Origin of the sequence: Bacteroides gallinarum DSM 18171 = JCM 13658 (assembly GCF_000374365.1) — a bacterium.
Classification (GTDB): Bacteria; Bacteroidota; Bacteroidia; order Bacteroidales; family Bacteroidaceae; genus Bacteroides; species Bacteroides gallinarum.
In genome coordinates this window covers 47,377-64,342 of sequence record NZ_KB894117.1, presented here as the reverse complement: position 1 = coordinate 64,342, position 16,966 = coordinate 47,377, and the positions used below count along the sequence as shown (strand labels likewise).

Genomic DNA, 16,966 nt, shown 5'->3' with positions numbered 1-16,966 from the left:
TTTTATCGTTAGTAATCCAGCCTTCCGGAGTTGCGCCAACGTCCGAAGGCTCCTTCAATTATCTCCTGTTTGGTATGTTCACGGTATATCTTCGACTTCCAGTAGCCGATTCTTACCTGTATGTATCGCCAGGTCTCCATATAGGCCCGGTTCAGATGCCGTTCGATGTCGTCCAGAGACCTGTTCACGGCCTCCAGCACCATCAGCAGATCCGAAGTGGAGCAGGCCGCCGCTCCCGTGGCATACAGCGCCAGGTCGCTGACCGACTTGTAGAGTTGCTCCCCGTCATGGGCTATATCCCGTATGGCTTTCTCGTTGATGGTGATGAGCAGGGCGTCGGAGGGTTCGATGCGTCCGCGTTTCAGCACCTTCTCGTGAAATGCCTCCAGCATCGACTTGTAGTCCGCTATCCGGTCACTTACCGTATTGTAGGTGTTCTTTGCGTTCAATACCGTGCGTAACGACTGGTACATCACATCAATGACATCAAAGGCACGGGTGTACCGGTCAAGGTCGATATTCAGTTCCTTGTATTCGCCGACCTCCTTGCGGCTGTATTCGTGCAGCAGCTGGTTGCTGTACTCAAGGGTACTTCGGGCCAGCAACAAGCTACGCTGCTTCTTATGGTCATTGATATAGGCTTCAACGGACACCACGTCGAATGTCCATTGTGCTTTGACGACATCAGGCAGGAGTGCAAGCAGCACTATGGTTATCAGCAAGGCCCGTTTCATGGTCTTTCCTCCTTTCTCCCGCTTCGCAGGCTACGGGCGTTTTCCACCCAACGGTCATGGCATTCTTCCACGAGAGTGAGGCGTCGCCCTTCGTCCATATTCAGATCCGGAAGGACATCCTTCAGCACGTCGATGATGCTGCGCTTGTAATGCATCATCTTTTCCAGGGATACCAGGTCGGCGTATATCTGCGTAATCCGGGAATCCACTTCACGCGCGATTTCAAGACGGTCACTTGACCACAGCAGGTGGTACACCTCTCCGGTAGAGGTATCTTCCATCGGGGTGGTACGGGCATATTCCGTCGTGATCTTGCATGACGGATGCTCCCGGGCGATTTCCGCGATACGTTCATTCACGATCCGCTCTTTTTCTTCTTCCGGAAGGTCCGGGTCGAATGTCAGCACGTCGGCCACATACGTGTCGGTGTATTGCGAGGTCAGTTCCCAGCTGATCTGTACAATGGCACGGTGAATCTTGATGCCGAGGAAGTATTTCGGCTTGCGTGCTATGCTGATGGTTGCCTTGAAAGTTATCTCGCCGTCTATATTCGGCATGGTCGCCTTGCGGACGAACGTGTATCCGTTCCACGAACCGCCGTCCTGCCACGACAGACTGTAGGCAGTCTTGCAGTCCTGCATGATGGCCGGGATACGGTAGTAGTCGTCCGTCGGCACGTCATTGTCGTTTGCCGCTTCCTGCTTCGCATCCGCGTATTCCTTCTGTTTCTTCTGCCACTCGGCCAGTTCTGCCTTCAACTCTCCGATACGCGTCAGGTTGGCGTTGTACTGCTGCCTGTAAACGGCAGCATCCTCCACACTGGCCTCGGATATTTTCTTCAGCAGCTCCTTGTTCTCATCCTCCAGTGCCTTGATCTGTGATTGAAGCATGGCTACCTGGTTGTCTGCCTCCCGTATCAGCTCATCCAATTCCGAAAAGTCAAGTTCATTTTCCGTCACGGAGGTCTGCATGGAGCAATCCTTGGTATGGGCATTGGGTGAACCGCCGCATTTCCTGCATTTGTACTGGGTCGAACCTTGGCCCAGAGTAGCCCCGTCCGAGCAGGTGACGCTGATGGTCACGCTCTCGCATCCTTTAAGTTTGGCGGCATCCGTTGCCTGATAGTAGTTCCACGCGTCGGAAGCTATGTAATAGACATAGCCGTCCTCGTTTTCGTTGAATTCCGACAGACGGGCATTGAGCTGCGCCTTGAAGGTCTCCAGATCCATAGTGTAGGAATCGAATATCTCTTCATACACGATTTCCTCATGGTTCCAGCTTTTCTTGACATGTATCTCGTAGGCGTAAGCCTTCTTTGTCTGCTTGCCGCCGCGGCTGATGATGTAGGCGTTCTGCCAGTAGTTGATGCTGTAAGTGTTGCCGTCATTCTGGTTGTTGAGCTGCTGTACACGGTTTCTCGACCATCCGGCATATCGTTCCGAGTTGGAGAGAGCCTGTTCCCGCTGCGAGGCATTGGGATAAAAACCGGGGTCGCTCGTTTCGAAACGGGTCCACTCACCGCCGTTCAGGATGCTGTTGTCGTCCGTGGGCGGGTAATAGTCACACAATGACACGCTGCCCTGGTCACGTCTGGCGATGTACCAGCGCTGCGTGTAATAAGTCCCGGCTTCGTCGTCTATATAGTCACTGATCCAGCCGGCAAGGTCGTAATCCCCGAACTCGAACAGGCCGGCCACGTTGTCAGGACCGCCGATCTTGTCCAGCAGCAGGTTCCCGATACCTTGTTCCGCTTCCTCGAACAGGCCGGAGTAATGGTCGTACAGGTTGGCAATCTCGCTGACCTTGCCCGAAAGCAGGTTATGGAACATACTTTCAGGCAGCAGGGCATCGCCGAGATTACCCGCACCGGCCGTTGCCAGACCGACACCCAGATTGTAGAGATTGTCAAGGTCGCTTTGCAGGTTCTCCCGTGTAAAGCGGTCAGGAATCCGGGAAAAATCGTCCAGCATCCGCTGCCAGTCTATACCGCCCAGTTCCGAAAGTTTCAGCAGAGGCACGACCTCGCTGTTGATCTCCAGAAAAGCGATGTCCGAGAACGAAAGTGTACTGTTTGTCACAACGCTTTCGAACTGCATACACAGGCTCTTCGTCTCATCGCACACCTTCATCAGGTAGCTACCCCAGTGGATCGCTGTCTGCGGGGAGTGAAGCATCTGCTTTGCCACCACCCAGATTTTCGGTATGATCTTGTCGGCCACCATGTGGTAGATACGGCGGTAATAGTAGTTTTCCGTGCTGCTACACCAGATACCGAGGTCCGAGAGTGCTTTGTGTTCCAGAAATTTGGAAGAGAAAATTCCGGCTGCCGCCACCTCCGCCGCCGTATAGTGCTTCAGGATGTCATCGACCTGCTCACGGTAGTAGCTTTCAGCCACGACCTCCGTACCGAACGCGGCTGCCATTGCCGCCACGGTACGTGCGTCATAGTTCACGCTGTAATACTGGGCGTGGACATGCTGCGTGAAGGCAAGCAGCAGAACTGCAAAGACAAGTGACAGTCGCTTCATGTTCATTCTGTTCAACGGTTGAAAATATTACCTCTCCGCTTGCTGCGGTTGTTCTTCTCAGGTACTCCCTGCAGGGCCAGTATCAGCTTCTCTGCTTCCTCCATAGCCTCGTATGGGGACAGACCCCTGTATCTGACATACAGGTCTCTGGCTACTTCATACCGGCGCTGGTCCCACTTGACCTCCTCCGATTCCTCGAAACGCATGATGGTAGTGACGTCTTTGTCATCCTCGGTTTCAAATCTCATATATGCGTCCAGATCCTCTTCGGTCATGCCCAGTCGCAATCCGAAATTGCCCAGCATTTCTTCCATGTGCGCGATGCTCCTTTCCCCCAAATGGCGGAAATGAAGCAAGTCCCAGTTGCTGTGCAGGCACAGTTCCCGGATGGTGGCAATATCGTGGCTGTTGCACACGTTGCGGATGCGGAGAGCGTAAGGCTCAACACTGAACAGTTCCGCTATAGGTCGGTCTATATCAAATTTTCCCATTGTATCTGATTTTATTGTTTTGCTTTCAGGTTCAGTACCCGTCCGGCCTCGTTGACCTTCTGGGCGAATGTCAGGGACTTGCTGATGCCGCTGGCATCCCAGTCCCGGCAATAGGCTTCGATGGCTTCCTGATGGCTGCACCGGAGCTCCCTCTTGTAGAGTTTCAGGGCTTCCTTCTCAGCACGTTCGGTCGTGTAGGTCATGTAGCATTCATGCGGCTCTTCCACGCCATACACGCCGCTTGTCGTTCCCCTTCGTATGAATACCTCCCGGAAGAACGAACGGCCGTCCTTGTTGTCCAGACGGTTGATCGTGAATATCTTCTTGCAGTCAACATCGGTGAGCCCGAGAATGGCCTTGATGGTGTCGAAACGCTCCTTGAACTTGCTTTGGTCAAGCAGCATCACCACGTCGCTGTTGTTGATGATGGCCTCTTTAACGATTTCACTGCCGATGATGTCCTGTATCTCCTGTGTCACAACGCCCACGCTGGCCCAGAACTTACGGGCCGTCTTGTACATGAACTTGATGTACTCGGCCATCAGCGGACTGGCAATGGCTTTCCAGGCTTCCTCGATGACAAGCACCTTGCGGTTCTTCTTGATTCGCATCTTCTGCAGGAACACGTCCATGATTATCAGCGTGACAAGCGGGAACAGCAGCGGATCATCCTTTATACTGTCAATCTCGAACACCACGAAGGTCTCGTCGAACAGCGAACTGTCCATGTTCTCGTTCAGGGTCTTTTCATGGTTGCCGCCCCTGTAGAAGTCCTTCATCATGTAGCGGTAAGTCGAGAGGTCTATGCCCGAAATGTGGTTCTCGTGACAGATGTCCGGAATACGCTGGACGGAGTATTCGTAAAATGAATTGAACGAGAGTTCTTCCACCTTCAACTCCTTGCGCCTGCGTTCCATTTCGTCTATCATGCACTCGATACGGCTGTTCCGTTCCTGCTCGCTTTCCTCACGGTTCCCGTCACGGTTGCGTTCGTCTATGGCGAGGCTTTTTCTCAGGTCTTCCCGCTGCATGGGCGTGAAGCCGTCGAAGCCGTTGAAATACGCATCGTAATAATCGGTGATTACATTTTCCACCAGACGGTCTTCCGTCTTCGTGACTGTTCCCTGCGTGCCCTTCCAGATCAGCAGGACAAGATTCTTTAGGAAGCCGGTCTTTTCCACGTTCATCTCTTCCTTGTGGATACGAAACGGGTTCATCGTGATGGGGCGTTCCTCCGTGTAGCTGATGTACTTGCCTCCCAGATACTCGCACAATCCCTCGTAGGAGTTTCCGGTATCGACCATTACGATGTCTGTACCCTGTTCGTGCAGCTGGCGCACGACAGAGTTCATGTGGAAGGATTTCCCGGAACCGCTCGGCCCGAGGGCAAAAAAGTTCGAGTTGTCCGTCAGCTTCTGTCTGCCTTCCTTGCCGGTGATGTCGATGGCGACAGGCACTCCCTGGCGGTCAGTGTAATAGACTTTCACCGGGGTGTCTTCGCTGTGCTGCACACGTTCCTTGTACATCAGGCACATCGCCGCGTCCGATAGGGTCAGGAACCGGTCATACTCTTCATTCAGGCTGTAGCAGTTGCCCGGGAACGAGCCGACGAACAGCTCCAGCTGGTTGTAGGCTCGTTTGGAAATATGGATTCCCATTCTACCGAAAGCATTCTCCAGATGATTCGTACACTTCTGCAGGTCCGTATCGCCGGACACGGCCACTATAAGGTTGAAATGGCTGTACACGAGCTGCTTGCTCTCGCGGGCAATCACCTCCTGTACACGTTTTATGTCTTCGACCGCTGCCTGGTTGCTCGGGTTGGGAATGCTCGCGTGCCGGTTCTTCTTCTTGTCCAGCAGCGAAAGTTCACGCTTCTGGTTGGGAAGGAAGATGACCTGGTTATAGACCACTGTATCGGCATTCGGAATGCTGTCAATGGCCGAGACAAGATCCACGGGCATTTCCGTGTTGTTCACTTCTATATTGGTATAGGGTCTGATCATCGAAGGCAGCGAGATGCAGTCCACGTCCACGAGACTGTACACCTTGCAGCGCTTGTCACCCATCGAGACGCTCTCGTCGTCCGACTTGAAGTTCGTCATCGAGATAATACGGTCCTTGAAGTTCATGGCGAAATACCGGTCCACGTAATCGCTTGCCTCGGATTTGTTCAGGAAACGCGCCTGCACGCCGCTGTCCCGCAACTGGTCCTGTACCTTGCGGATCTTGACAAGGAAATCACGCCATTTCTTGTTGTCGAACGAGAAAAGGCGGCTTTTCCTGGCTTCCTGCGTGATGGTCAGGTAACACATGCTGTCCGTGTACGCCCTTCCCTTGAAATACCGGAAATACGATTCAGAAAGGAACTCCTGCTTCCCGGTATCCTCGTTGACAAAACGCTTCCTCACGAAGATGTCCTGCTTGTGAATGGCATAACCTTCTCCCAAGGTCAGGGCAAGGGCGGAGAACAGATGCGTGAAATCGTAGTAGCTGTCTATGTTCGCCGAATACTTCTGTACCGGATTCTCGATCTTCAGCATGGCGGAATATTCGCCCGTCTTGGTGTACAGGACACCCACGCCTTCCGTGTCTTCCACCGAGAAATAGATGTCCTGGAAGATACGCTTGCGCTTGCCTCCGGTACCGAACGCATGGACGGATATGGCCATACCCGCGCATAAGGCAACGAAAATCAGGATAATGTATAGGGTCATTTCAATATACGTTCAATTAAATAGGGGTAGGCCCGTATCTCATACGAACCTACCCGCGTTCAACATTCAATATAGCCACACATTGCTGTGATGGTTTAATTTTGTCAGACCTTACGCGAGTAGGCATAGACGAACACGCCTCGGTCCGTTCTCTTGCTGTGCAGACCTTTCCGCTGCTTGAAGATGATTAGCACGATGCCCACCGACAGAATGACTGTCAGCGCGGCCAGTCCGGCCACGAATCCGGCAAGGCAGTAAGCGGCTATGAAGCCCGCGATGGCTCCGCCTGCCGTTCCTGCCGCCCAATAGATGTAGCGGCCCTGCAATCCCATCACTTCAAGAGGACGTTGCAGCCCCTTGAACAGCGGATAGTCCGGATAACGTGTTTCCTTGCTTTTCATCCCTCGGTACTTTTATGCGTCAATGCCGAAAAACAAAGGAAGAGCCTGTGCTGCTGCAATCAGGAAAAGACATGCACCAACCACCATCATGATCTTCTTTTTGACATCCTGCTCTTCGTTGTTCATGGCGATGTAAACGGAGATGGCGCCGATAATGGCGACTACACCGGCGATGGCATAGCAGAGCTTGACCATGACTGGTACATACTTGACAATTTCCTCCGCCACGGTAGATAGTGCGGTAGTACCGGCTGAATAGTCGCCGGCCGTACTCTGGGCCATTGCCGTGGTACCAGAGAACAAAGTGAGTGCAAGCATCTTCACTTTGGTGGAAACACCTTGGATGAATCCTTTTGCCTTTCGGCACATTTGTTTTACTTTCTGAAACATACTTGATCGTTTTTGAGTTAATATTTATGTATTGGATTGTTAAACAGCCTTATATGCGATAACCGAAAAATGCCGGAAGTACGATGGAGGCCCCGATGATGAACAGGCACGCGCCAAGCAGCGATAAAAAGGATTTGACGATGCCGTCCTCTCCAGTGTTCATCTTGATGTAGATCTGGAAGGCGGACACGATGACCAGAACGGATGCGATGGAGTAGCATATATACAGGACATACAGCATCATCGTGACCACGAAGTCGTGCATCGTGGCCAGCGCATCCGCTCCCCAGCTGTAGTTCACGCTGCCGCTCTTGGCGAAAGCCGCATAGGGTACAAGAATTAACAGGCATACTATCTTTTGCTTAATCGACATGCTACAATTTGTCTTTAATTGGTTTCCAGGCCATCTCCGGACGATTTTCCAGTTTGCCCCTGGAAAGCATCGCCTTGTACATTTCATCTGCACTGAAGCCATCAGACAGGTAGGGCGTGGTTTCCTCCATCTTTTCCTCCGCCTTGGCTTTGAGACGCTCCAGTCTTTCTTCCGGGGTCTCCTTTGTCTCCGGCTTTTTGTCCGCCGGCTTCTGGTCGGTGGCAGAATCGCCGCCTGATGCTGTTTCAGTATCGTATTGCTCGTTGCCGACACGGAACCCGGTTTCACTCTCGCTCACGGCAACACTCTCTTCGTCCTCCAGTGTGCCGAGGTCGAAAACTTCCTCCTCTGTCTTGCCGGTTCTCCTTTTTCCATAGAGATCCTGCATAATGATGACCGCGTAATAAATGAGGTACGCGACCGTCAGAACAATGGCAAAAATGAAATATGATCTCATATCTTTTAGTATGGATATTGAATTTTGTATTAGTTTGATTTCACAAATAAAAAAGGAGAATTTCGAACTACGAAATAATTGTGTATTAAACGGATGTTTTCTTTACAAGATTTATATCGATTTTGAAAATCGTACTATAAAATCGTACTATATCGCCTTAATGAACGGGAAAAATGAAGAAGTCAGGGCATAAAAAAAGCCCTCCGTTCAGGAGGGCTTCCATTGGCAGATTCGCTTTTTTTTAGGTCAGCGTTTCTTGCCTCGCAAGCAATCATTCAGATCCTTGTATTCGCTATATCGGACAGCTTCGTTGCTGACCCGTTCGCCGTATAGTCCGGCTATGGTTTCCACGGTCTTTTGCCCGGCAAGGTCGTTGTCGAGATAACAATGTATATGCAGGTATCTCTGCAGGTACATCAATGCCTTTTTCAGGTTGTTTACGGAGTTCATGACAAGGTAGTCGCAAGGCTGGTCTATACAAATGGTCCAGTTGCATGACTGCTTCAATGTCAGGTAAGACAGAAAGTCCATGAACCCCTCGAACACGCAGACCCGTTCCTGTATCTCTCCGCACTGATGTCCGATCAGGGAGATGTCCTTGTTCTTGATACATCCTTTATAATAGGCGTTGCGCATTTCATATCCGCCCGAAACATTACCGAACGCGAGGGCAAAATAATGCCGGTCACGCAATTCATAATGGATTTCCTTGCAGAACATACGTCCTATGTCAGCATCTATTTTCCGGGACTGAAGGTAAGAGTATAACGCGTGATGCCGTAACGGGACGACAATCAGATTTTTCATATCCGATTCCACGGGACGGGGCGGAAGAGCCTGGAAACGGACTTTCGGCAAAGGCATATCGCTGGAATGCCGCCCGATGTATGCCAGTACCTCGCTTACACTTTCAGTCTGGTAAAGGTATTTACCCAATTCCACGAGGTCGCCTCCGGTGGCCGCCCCAAAATCATACCATTCGTTCAACCGGTCATTGACCTTGAACGACGGCGACTGCTCATCCCTTAACGGCGAGAGATACCAGTACTGATCCGATTTAACGTATTGCGCATGGTGGCCGAGCTGCGCCAGAAAGTCCACTATGCGTACCTGTTTTGCTTCTTCTATAGTCATGGCTGTTTTCTTTCACTTGTTCACACGGAAATGGTTTAGTTTAGTTTTATTCCCTATATATATACATACTAAAGTAAACTGAAATATATATGCCCGCGCCCGGCTTCATTCTTCATCAAAAAGCCTTGCTTCCGCGGGGGTCATGTCATAGTAGAACAGCTTGTCCTGCTTGACAACAAGTTTAAGGTTGTCCGTCAGGTACTGCAGCAGTTTTATCATGACACTGCGGCCACGTTTGAAGCCTATGTTTTCATAAGAGGCGATCAGACGTTGCAGTACATTCTCAAAGCCCCTGATGGGTTTGCCGTCAAAGGCAGCGGAAAGGGCTTCCCGGTGCTGCTCGATGCTCAGCTCCGTAAAGCTTGTCCGTTGCCTGGGCTTCGGGGTGTCACCGAACGTGTGCCCTTCGGCGATGACCGGGAGCCCGTTGTCGTCCACGGTGAACGCGAAGGGTTTGAACTCCTTTTCCCGGATATGCAGGGCATGGACTTCACTGACAGACGGATTCTCGTTGCATTTGCTGATGACCAGTACTGTTTCCGCCTTGTTGCTCATCTCCGTACCGATATGGCCTCGTACATTGTTGTCCCCTTTGTTCAGGTGCAGCACGCAATGGATATGCAGGTCGTAACGAGAGGACCATTCCATCATTTTGTTGATTACCTCCACCGATTCGCTGGTGCTGTTGATGTCCAGCATAAGGTCGCGGATACCGTCAATGATAACCAGCCCGTAACCTTTACCCTGACGAAGGGCATAGTCTATCACACTTATACGGACTGTCGGAGAATACTCCCGCAGGCAGATGAAATCAAGGTTCTCGCTGTCTGCTGTGGTAGGAAGCCCGGCCAGACGCAGAATACGTTCCAGCACCGTGTGACAATGATAGCGGCTCTGCTCGGTATCGACATACAGGATCCGGCGTTTGCCTTCCGGCAGATGCGCCCGGTAGTTCAGCACCTGCTTACCTGCCAGGGAAGCGGCGACAAGGGCGGAGACATTGAATGTCTTCTTGGATTTTGCCTTGCCGGTCGATGCACTGAAATTGCCGAGAGTCGCTATGGTCGAATTGTCAATCCAGATAATTTGCGGCGGGGTCTCGTATGTATCCGTCGCCTTGATTTGGGAAGCTGAAAGAATATCTGACAGACGGGTCTCTTCCAATCCCATTCCCGTCTTCTGGTCAGTTCTTCTTTCGTTTTCCATGGCGTTTCTCGTTTAAGAAGGGTTGTACTGCTGCCGCCTCGTGTGCCATCCGCGTGGCATCATCGACGGCAAGTTCATGATTCTGCAGGAGCCATTCGTCCAGTTCCTCCTTGGCAAAGTAGATCATCTTGCCGCGAGGCTTGTAGTGAGGAATCTCCTTGTTGGCCGTAAGTTTATACAGCATACTTTCTGATACCCCGATGTACATGCAGGCTTCCGAAAAAGTAAAGACCTTTTTGGTCGCGTAAATGTTCTTTTCCAGCAATTCCACCCGTTCCAGAAAGCTCTCGACCGGTTCCAATTTCCGGATAATCGCTTCAAGGGCCGTGAGCCGTTCGCTCAACCTTTCCATGAATGTCAATCTGTTGGACATATTATTCGTGATTAAATTAGACAATAAGAGATGCACCTCTGTTTGTAACGCGTTGTATACAGAGGCAAAGGTAGAGTGTGAATATCTAAAAGCATTGGATGACAGTATGATACCGGTTTGGTAGCATATCAGTTATCATACTTTTGCTTTTCACATGGTTGACTTCTTAGCACTTCCTTTCATTCCTTCAGTTGGCTTACAAACTTTCTGATATTGTAAGCGGTTGAAGTCATTTTGTTCCTGACCAACGAAAGCGTGGTGGATATGCTCGTTGCGGATATGAAGTGCGAGCCGTCCTTGGATTGCAGGAAACGCCCTCTTTCGAGGACTGATTGCCAGTAAGGCTGAATGAATGAATTCTCAAGAAGGGCATCGAACAGGATAGCCACACGGCGCACGCTGTTCACCCGAAGACAGAAACCTATCTTGCAGGAGAAGAGAGATTCCATGTCGTCAATAGTTACGGGAGAACAGAACAGATGATAAGTATTGGCGCAAGAAACGATACCGGCCAGTTGTTTGCGCGAAAGACTGCAGTCAAAAGAAAGAAATGAAAACTTTGCCGGATTACAATCGGAAGATGCCAGTTCCGATGTGTCATACTTCCGCTTTAGTTCCATGCACTCCTCGAAAGAGAGGCTCGGGGCGGAAAAAAGCGGTTGGATAAGGTAGGGGCAGTCGGTCAGCAGTCCCTTGACGATGTGGATGTTCATTTCGTGGCAGTTCCGACAGACCGCGTTATCGCAGTCAATATACCGGTGACTGTTCACAAAATCCTCCACATAACGGCGATACTGTTTGCCGTGGATTTTGACCTCCTGGAGATAAACTGTTTTTGCTTCGGTAAGCAGGGCGAAAAGTTCTTCCGCCACGTCCTGTGCCGATTCAATGTGATGCGGGTGTTTGCTCCCCTCAAAAAGAGAGAAGGCCTTTGTCAGCTCTTGTCATGTCGATTTACATTTTATTGGTTTATAATAATATATCATCATAAAGGTATCGTTTTTCGATTGTATCTGCAATCGATGACGCCCTTAAAATATCTACTTGTAAATTTGACATGATATGGTATATCATTGGTCACTCAAACAATCCGTTGACCAGGTTGACCGCATCATCCTTTTTCTGGTTGATGATTTTGGCGTACACCTGTGTCATTTTCACGTCAGCATGGCCGAGCAGCTTGGATGTCGTATATAAGTCTGCTCCGAGTGTCAGCATCATCGTCGCGAACGTGTGCCGCGCCGTATGGAATGTAAAACGCTTGTTTATTCCCGCCGCTTTTGCCCATGGTTTGATAAGAATATTGACCATTGCTGGGGACGGCAGGTCAAACACATGGTCATCAGGAGTTTTGTCTCCACGCGCAGGCATCCACTTCAACGCTTCCGGGGAAAGCGGAAGATAAATCGGTTCCTTGGTTTTCTGCATTGAAACCGACAGACGGTATTGTCCACGATCAACGAATACATCTTTCCATTGCAACTTGATTATATCACTGATTCGCAGACCGCAGAAACAAGAGAACAGATAGGCACCTTTCACGGATTCATTTTTCATCGGGGTTGCGATCAATGCACGCACCTCTTCAATGGTCATGTATGACCGTTTGCTTTCAGGCAGACGGATCTTTTCCGACTTGCTGATTTTCGTGAAAGGATTGGACTTGATGATCTCGGCCCTGACAGCCGCATTCAAGGCTCCGTTCAATACCCGGTAATAAGTATGCAGTGTGTAATTCGACACTCGTTTGCCTCTGGAACGGTATTCGGACTGAAGGTAGTCAAGATAATTCTGGCAGAATGTCTTGTCTATTTGATCCATCAACATACGTTCTCCCGCATAATCCTTCAAGATGCGTATAGTGATGTCAATTTGATAACCGTCCTTTTTGCCACGCTTGGCCTGGTTCTCCTTGTAGGTATTCATCCAGTCAAGCAGGTAAACTCTCTCTTTGGTTTCTATACCGGCCTCGCCGTTGGTCAGCTCGATAATACGTTTGGACTTGATGGCATTGGCGGCATTCATAGTCGCCTGATTCTGCCGACGGGCATTGTTATCCGTTTCCGGAATGAGATACAACTTAAGATATTCGTATGTTCGTTTTCCGAAACGGTATATATCAAGATACAGACTTTGGCTTCCATCTGCCAGCTTCTTTGTCCGAAGGCGGACAGGCTCTTTTACTTTTGTAGGCTTCTTTACTCGTGGCATATCGATCCCTTCATAATTTTGTTTCTGTTGCAAAGATATGAATAAAGGTCGATATTGAGAAACAAACGAGAAACAAAATTGTACCGAAAAAGAACCAATCAACTGAAAAGAAAGAAAACAACTGAAAACATCAAGTACACTATAATCAATTGTAAATAAGCGGTTTTATTTGCACTTGTTTAGCTCTTGTTTTCATTTTAGGGCTTTACTTTATAAATCTGGTAAATTTCAACAATCCGCAAGACAAACAGTTTTCGCCTACGGTTTGCGTGGGCTTAACTTGTTTGCGGATGGGTTTACCAGAACCTCGGTGCTACGGGTTATGTCCCACGCTTTCGTTTCAATACAATACTGCTTGACGGGACATCGGGCGCGATTTGTTCGTTATGGAAAATACATTGCTGGAAGAACTGATGCAGCTTCCCCCTGATGACCAGACAGCCACGGTCCGGGGCGTACAAATGCAGACTATCGATGCAGACGGGGCACGTTCCTTGCTGGCATCTGATCCTGATGACCGGAATATCCATGAATGCAGGCTGGCAAATGGACACTACCTGTTTCAGGCGGAGGATGGAAAACTTATCTCGCTATATAAAGTAATAGACATGTCGTACTGATGTGTCTATTTTCATTTTCGACCACTGGATACACCTTTCCCTCCCGTATAGATCCCGGTTTCGACCGGGTTCCTTTTCTTGCATAATTTTTCTCGCCCCATTTTACACCCCGGCAATGTATTCAGAACCGGGGTTATAAACCTTGCCATACTTACATCTCTACTCTTTCGATACATATAACGTATCGAAAAATGAAACTTACACTCAATCGCAAATTCAAAGGTCAGACCTACACCATAGGCGACCTGCTCGTTGACGGCAGATTTTTCTGTAACACCATCGAAGACACCGTAAGAAACCTTCCTGCCACTTGCCCTGACACTCCCGAAGGACACAACTGCGCCTGCAAGGAAAAAGTGTACTCCAAGACCGCCATCCCGGCAGGAACATACAAAATCACCCTTCAGTACAGTCCCAAATACAAGAAGAAGATGCCTTATCTGCACGATGTGCCGCATTTTCTCGGGATATTGATTCACTCCGGAAATACGGAAACAGACTCCGCCGGCTGTATCATTGTAGGGAAGAATACCGTCAAGGGAAAAGTACTTGAATCCCGCGCTACATTCAAGCAACTGTATGCCCTGCTTGAAAAAGAGGATGACATAACGATCCAAATCCTGTAGCGGATGGCTGTCAACAGGCTCAAATCCCCCAAGAACATCCGTATCGATTTCTCCCCGTCGCCACGGCAGTACGAGCTTTGGAAGCTTCTGCAACCCGACTGCTGCCCGCATTGCGGGGGAGGAATCGAGCAGGTGTTGATTGGTTATGACCAGCAGCGCAATCCCCAATACAAGCCCCGGTGCAGGCAATGCAAGTCCCAGCATCTGCCACAGTTGATACTGGGTGGCGGAGCGGCGGGCGGGGGTAAAGCGGCGCCTTTGGATTCAACGGTATGCACCCCTTTCGGATTCCGTAAGGTACGGGATTTGAAGGTCGGCGACATCATATCCTCCGCCACAACCGGAGGACAGCAGCGGGTTATCCGGCTGCATCCTGTCGAGGAACATGATTACTATCGCGTCCACTTCATTGACGGTACGCATTTCGACTGTTCTTCCGGGCACTTGTGGCAACTGCACCAAAGCCATAAAAGAACGAGGCGGAAAGACGCGGGCGGAAACCGGGATAACGAGAGGGTCTGGAGCACCCGGATGATTTACGATTGGATACAGCGTAAAAAGGGCGGGATGTATAAAGGGAACAACCTGATTATTCCCCTGTGTGCACCGGTACAGTTTACCTCGGGGAAACGGTATAGACATCCCAAACCCATAGAACCTTATATCCTCGGGGCCATTCTCGGCGACGGGTGTATTACGAAATCCGTGACGGCGGTCAATTCCGTGCATTTCACGACAATGGATGATGAAATTGTCCGAAGATTCATGTCCGTGGGATATGATATGAGTCATTCCCGGGAGAAAAGCGGGAACAGGGCCAGAAGCTACGTGCTTTATGACCGCAATTTGGTTGAAGCGTTAAAGGAACTCGGCCTGGAAGGGTGCGGCTCCTCGGACAAGTTCATTCCCCGGCAATATAAATATGCCCCCGTTGAAGAGCGCAAGCAGCTTGTTCAAGGGCTGATGGATACCGACGGGTACGTCGATGAAAGGGGGCACATGTCCTACAGCACGACAAGCAGCCGGCTGGCGGAAGATGTCGCGTTTGTCATCCGTTCTTTGGGAGGCATAGCGACAATCAAAAGGAACCCCGCCGGATACAGGGACAGGGAAGGCGGTTTCATCCGATGCAAGGACAGTTACGACGTGTACTTCCGTACCCGTATGAACCCGGAGCTGGTAAGCCTGTCAAGAAAAAGAATGAGGTGCCGGTATGAATTCAACGGGGGTGTATCGGAACTCGGAAAAAGAATCACTGATGTCGAATACATCGGGAGACGGGAAGGCCGATGCATCACGGTTGATGATCCCCGCGGCCTTTATGTCGCCGACAACTTTACTGTAACGCATAACTCTTTCATCGGCAGCGTGTGGCTGGTATCCTCCTGCATCCGGTTCGAGAATATCCGCGCGGTCGTTGCCCGAAAGACGCTCAAGTCGCTCAAGGAATCGACATGGAACACCATCAAGTCGATACTGAAAGACTGGGGCCTGAAAGAGGACGTGAACTACAAGATAAACAACCTCGAGGGCACGCTTACATTCTGGAACGACTCCGTCATCATTATGAAGGAGATGGCGGATATCCCGAGCGACCCGAACTTCGAGCGTTTCGGTTCTTCCGAATATACCATCGCCATGGTGGACGAGGTTTCTGAGATTTCAGAACGTGCGGTAGAGGTGCTGTTTTCGCGTCTCCGCTGGCGTACTCATGAAACGTTCAAGACCCCGAGGATGCTGCTTACCACCAACCCGACGATTAACTGGGTACGTTCCCGCTTCGTGCAGGACGAGAACGGGGAAAGGGTCATCTGCCGTGAAGGGGAAGCCTACATCCCGTTCTCGGTATTCGACAATCCCAACATCGCCTTCCGGCAAGTGTACGAGGCCGCCCTGAACAAAATCCGCGACCAGGCGACCAAGGAACGCCTGCTGTACGGCAACTGGGATTTCGTGGAAGCCAACGACATGGCGATTTACCGCGGCTTCGACGGCAGCCGCCATCTGATTACCGGTCTGAAAGAAAAGGTCTATGACCCAACACGGCCGTTAATCACCGTCTGGGATTTCAACGTGGCGCCGCAGATGTCTGTCCTTTCCGCCCAGATAGACTACGACAACAAGAAAGTCTATATACTGGAAGAGATACTCGGCAAGCCGGAAGACAAGGAGAACAATACCCCGGCGCTGGCGCGGAAAGTCCGCCAGAAACTCTACCGGGACAAGCATATCGGTGGCGTGGACGTGACGGGCGATCCGGCGGGGTTGCAACGCTCCACCGCCAACGAGGACGGGGTAAACAACTACACCATCATTACCGACACTTTCGGCAAGGGCATCCTCCGCCCCAAGGTGAAGCTGCTGCGCAAACAACCGCCCCAAGCCACCCGGTGTGAGTTCGTCAACGAAGTGTTCGACGGCTATGAGGGCTGGCAGCTCCTTATCGACATCAAGTGCCGCAAGCTCACGCAAGACCTGATTTACCAGCTTCGGAACGAGGACGGGAGCAAAAGCAAGCAGAAGGTGACAGACCCGAAAACAGGGGTCAAGTACGAACGGTACGGACACTTGTCCGACTGCCTCGATTACCTGCTCTGCTATTACCTGCGCGATACATGGTACAGGTTCAGGAGCGGAGGCGACGGCAACGGGTACGTGATTTCCACGTCCGTGATTCAGGAAGGATTTTCATACTAATTCGAGGC

The 16,966-nt window shown here is 50.7% G+C and carries 16 protein-coding genes; 3 read left to right on the top strand and 13 right to left on the bottom strand.

What is annotated here, in order from left to right; genetic code table 11:
• Positions 1 to 8: 8 nt before the first annotated feature.
• From C233_RS0103100 to C233_RS0103035, 13 genes are all read right to left on the bottom strand, one after another.
• Positions 9 to 734, bottom strand: a complete 726-nt coding sequence (locus tag C233_RS0103100; RefSeq protein WP_005807085.1) for a hypothetical protein — start codon at positions 732 to 734, stop codon at positions 9 to 11.
• Positions 731 to 3,268: a hypothetical protein gene (locus C233_RS0103095; protein WP_005807083.1), complete on the bottom strand. Its 2,538-nt coding sequence runs from the start codon at positions 3,266 to 3,268 to the stop codon at positions 731 to 733. Before C233_RS0103095 ends, C233_RS0103100 begins: the two co-directional genes overlap by 4 nt.
• A 5-nt stretch (positions 3,269 to 3,273) precedes the next feature.
• Positions 3,274 to 3,753, bottom strand: a complete 480-nt coding sequence (locus C233_RS0103090; protein ID WP_005807080.1) for a DNA-directed RNA polymerase subunit alpha C-terminal domain-containing protein — start codon at positions 3,751 to 3,753, stop codon at positions 3,274 to 3,276.
• Between the two features lie 11 nt (positions 3,754 to 3,764).
• Positions 3,765 to 6,470 carry a TraG/VirB4 family ATPase gene (locus C233_RS0103085; RefSeq protein WP_005807078.1) on the bottom strand — a complete coding sequence of 902 codons (2,706 nt, stop codon included), beginning with the start codon at positions 6,468 to 6,470 and terminating at the stop codon, positions 3,765 to 3,767.
• A 104-nt stretch (positions 6,471 to 6,574) separates the two neighbouring features.
• Positions 6,575 to 6,871 (bottom strand): hypothetical protein, encoded by a 297-nt coding sequence (locus C233_RS0103080; protein WP_005807076.1) that lies wholly within the window; start codon positions 6,869 to 6,871, stop codon positions 6,575 to 6,577.
• A 12-nt stretch (positions 6,872 to 6,883) separates the two neighbouring features.
• Positions 6,884 to 7,261 carry a DUF4134 domain-containing protein gene (locus C233_RS0103075; RefSeq protein ID WP_005807074.1) on the bottom strand — a complete coding sequence of 126 codons (378 nt, stop codon included), beginning with the start codon at positions 7,259 to 7,261 and terminating at the stop codon, positions 6,884 to 6,886.
• Positions 7,262 to 7,310: 49 nt separating this feature from the next.
• Positions 7,311 to 7,634 (bottom strand): DUF4134 domain-containing protein, encoded by a 324-nt coding sequence (locus C233_RS0103070; protein WP_005807072.1) that lies wholly within the window; start codon positions 7,632 to 7,634, stop codon positions 7,311 to 7,313.
• Position 7,635: 1 nt separating this feature from the next.
• Positions 7,636 to 8,091 (bottom strand): hypothetical protein, encoded by a 456-nt coding sequence (locus C233_RS0103065; protein ID WP_005807070.1) that lies wholly within the window; start codon positions 8,089 to 8,091, stop codon positions 7,636 to 7,638.
• A gap of 246 nt (positions 8,092 to 8,337) precedes the next feature.
• Positions 8,338 to 9,225 (bottom strand): toprim domain-containing protein, encoded by an 888-nt coding sequence (locus C233_RS0103055; protein WP_005807068.1) that lies wholly within the window; start codon positions 9,223 to 9,225, stop codon positions 8,338 to 8,340.
• A gap of 105 nt (positions 9,226 to 9,330) precedes the next feature.
• Positions 9,331 to 10,431 (bottom strand): AAA family ATPase, encoded by a 1,101-nt coding sequence (locus C233_RS0103050; RefSeq protein ID WP_005807066.1) that lies wholly within the window; start codon positions 10,429 to 10,431, stop codon positions 9,331 to 9,333.
• A complete protein-coding gene (locus tag C233_RS0103045; protein WP_008781592.1) occupies positions 10,409 to 10,783 on the bottom strand; it encodes a helix-turn-helix domain-containing protein in 375 nt (124 codons plus the stop codon). Before C233_RS0103045 ends, C233_RS0103050 begins: the two co-directional genes overlap by 23 nt.
• A gap of 200 nt (positions 10,784 to 10,983) precedes the next feature.
• Positions 10,984 to 11,676 carry a hypothetical protein gene (locus C233_RS0103040; RefSeq protein ID WP_008781591.1) on the bottom strand — a complete coding sequence of 231 codons (693 nt, stop codon included), beginning with the start codon at positions 11,674 to 11,676 and terminating at the stop codon, positions 10,984 to 10,986.
• Between the two features lie 205 nt (positions 11,677 to 11,881).
• Positions 11,882 to 13,015 carry a site-specific integrase gene (locus tag C233_RS0103035; RefSeq protein WP_005807062.1) on the bottom strand — a complete coding sequence of 378 codons (1,134 nt, stop codon included), beginning with the start codon at positions 13,013 to 13,015 and terminating at the stop codon, positions 11,882 to 11,884.
• 386 nt (positions 13,016 to 13,401) lie between these two features.
• Here C233_RS0103035 and C233_RS0103030 point away from each other — a divergent pair, with 386 nt between their 5' ends.
• The 3 genes from C233_RS0103030 (at position 13,402) to C233_RS0103020 (ending at position 16,958) form a co-directional block, all read left to right on the top strand.
• The gene (locus C233_RS0103030; RefSeq protein WP_018666013.1) at positions 13,402 to 13,635 is read left to right on the top strand and encodes a hypothetical protein; all 234 of its coding nucleotides are present in this window, start codon (positions 13,402 to 13,404) and stop codon (positions 13,633 to 13,635) included.
• A 191-nt stretch (positions 13,636 to 13,826) separates the two neighbouring features.
• Positions 13,827 to 14,261 (top strand): DUF5675 family protein, encoded by a 435-nt coding sequence (locus tag C233_RS0103025; RefSeq protein ID WP_018666012.1) that lies wholly within the window; start codon positions 13,827 to 13,829, stop codon positions 14,259 to 14,261.
• Between the two features lie 3 nt (positions 14,262 to 14,264).
• Positions 14,265 to 16,958, top strand: coding sequence for a phage terminase large subunit (locus C233_RS0103020; RefSeq protein WP_018666011.1), 2,694 nt, complete (start codon positions 14,265 to 14,267; stop codon positions 16,956 to 16,958).
• Positions 16,959 to 16,966 lie beyond the last annotated feature (8 nt).

Bases quoted from the DNA above. Each gene is read 5' to 3' on its own strand.
- C233_RS0103100 (WP_005807085.1), bottom strand. From the start codon at position 734: ATGAAACGGGCCTTGCTGATAACCATAGTGCTGCTTGCACTCCTGCCT.
- C233_RS0103095 (WP_005807083.1), bottom strand. From the start codon at position 3,268: ATGAACATGAAGCGACTGTCACTTGTCTTTGCAGTTCTGCTGCTTGCC.
- C233_RS0103090 (WP_005807080.1), bottom strand. From the start codon at position 3,753: ATGGGAAAATTTGATATAGACCGACCTATAGCGGAACTGTTCAGTGTT.
- C233_RS0103085 (WP_005807078.1), bottom strand. From the start codon at position 6,470: ATGACCCTATACATTATCCTGATTTTCGTTGCCTTATGCGCGGGTATG.
- C233_RS0103080 (WP_005807076.1), bottom strand. From the start codon at position 6,871: ATGAAAAGCAAGGAAACACGTTATCCGGACTATCCGCTGTTCAAGGGG.
- C233_RS0103075 (WP_005807074.1), bottom strand. From the start codon at position 7,261: ATGTTTCAGAAAGTAAAACAAATGTGCCGAAAGGCAAAAGGATTCATC.
- C233_RS0103070 (WP_005807072.1), bottom strand. From the start codon at position 7,634: ATGTCGATTAAGCAAAAGATAGTATGCCTGTTAATTCTTGTACCCTAT.
- C233_RS0103065 (WP_005807070.1), bottom strand. From the start codon at position 8,091: ATGAGATCATATTTCATTTTTGCCATTGTTCTGACGGTCGCGTACCTC.
- C233_RS0103055 (WP_005807068.1), bottom strand. From the start codon at position 9,225: ATGACTATAGAAGAAGCAAAACAGGTACGCATAGTGGACTTTCTGGCG.
- C233_RS0103050 (WP_005807066.1), bottom strand. From the start codon at position 10,431: ATGGAAAACGAAAGAAGAACTGACCAGAAGACGGGAATGGGATTGGAA.
- C233_RS0103045 (WP_008781592.1), bottom strand. From the start codon at position 10,783: ATGGAAAGGTTGAGCGAACGGCTCACGGCCCTTGAAGCGATTATCCGG.
- C233_RS0103035 (WP_005807062.1), bottom strand. From the start codon at position 13,015: ATGCCACGAGTAAAGAAGCCTACAAAAGTAAAAGAGCCTGTCCGCCTT.
- C233_RS0103030 (WP_018666013.1), top strand. From the start codon at position 13,402: ATGGAAAATACATTGCTGGAAGAACTGATGCAGCTTCCCCCTGATGAC.
- C233_RS0103025 (WP_018666012.1), top strand. From the start codon at position 13,827: ATGAAACTTACACTCAATCGCAAATTCAAAGGTCAGACCTACACCATA.
- C233_RS0103020 (WP_018666011.1), top strand. From the start codon at position 14,265: ATGGCTGTCAACAGGCTCAAATCCCCCAAGAACATCCGTATCGATTTC.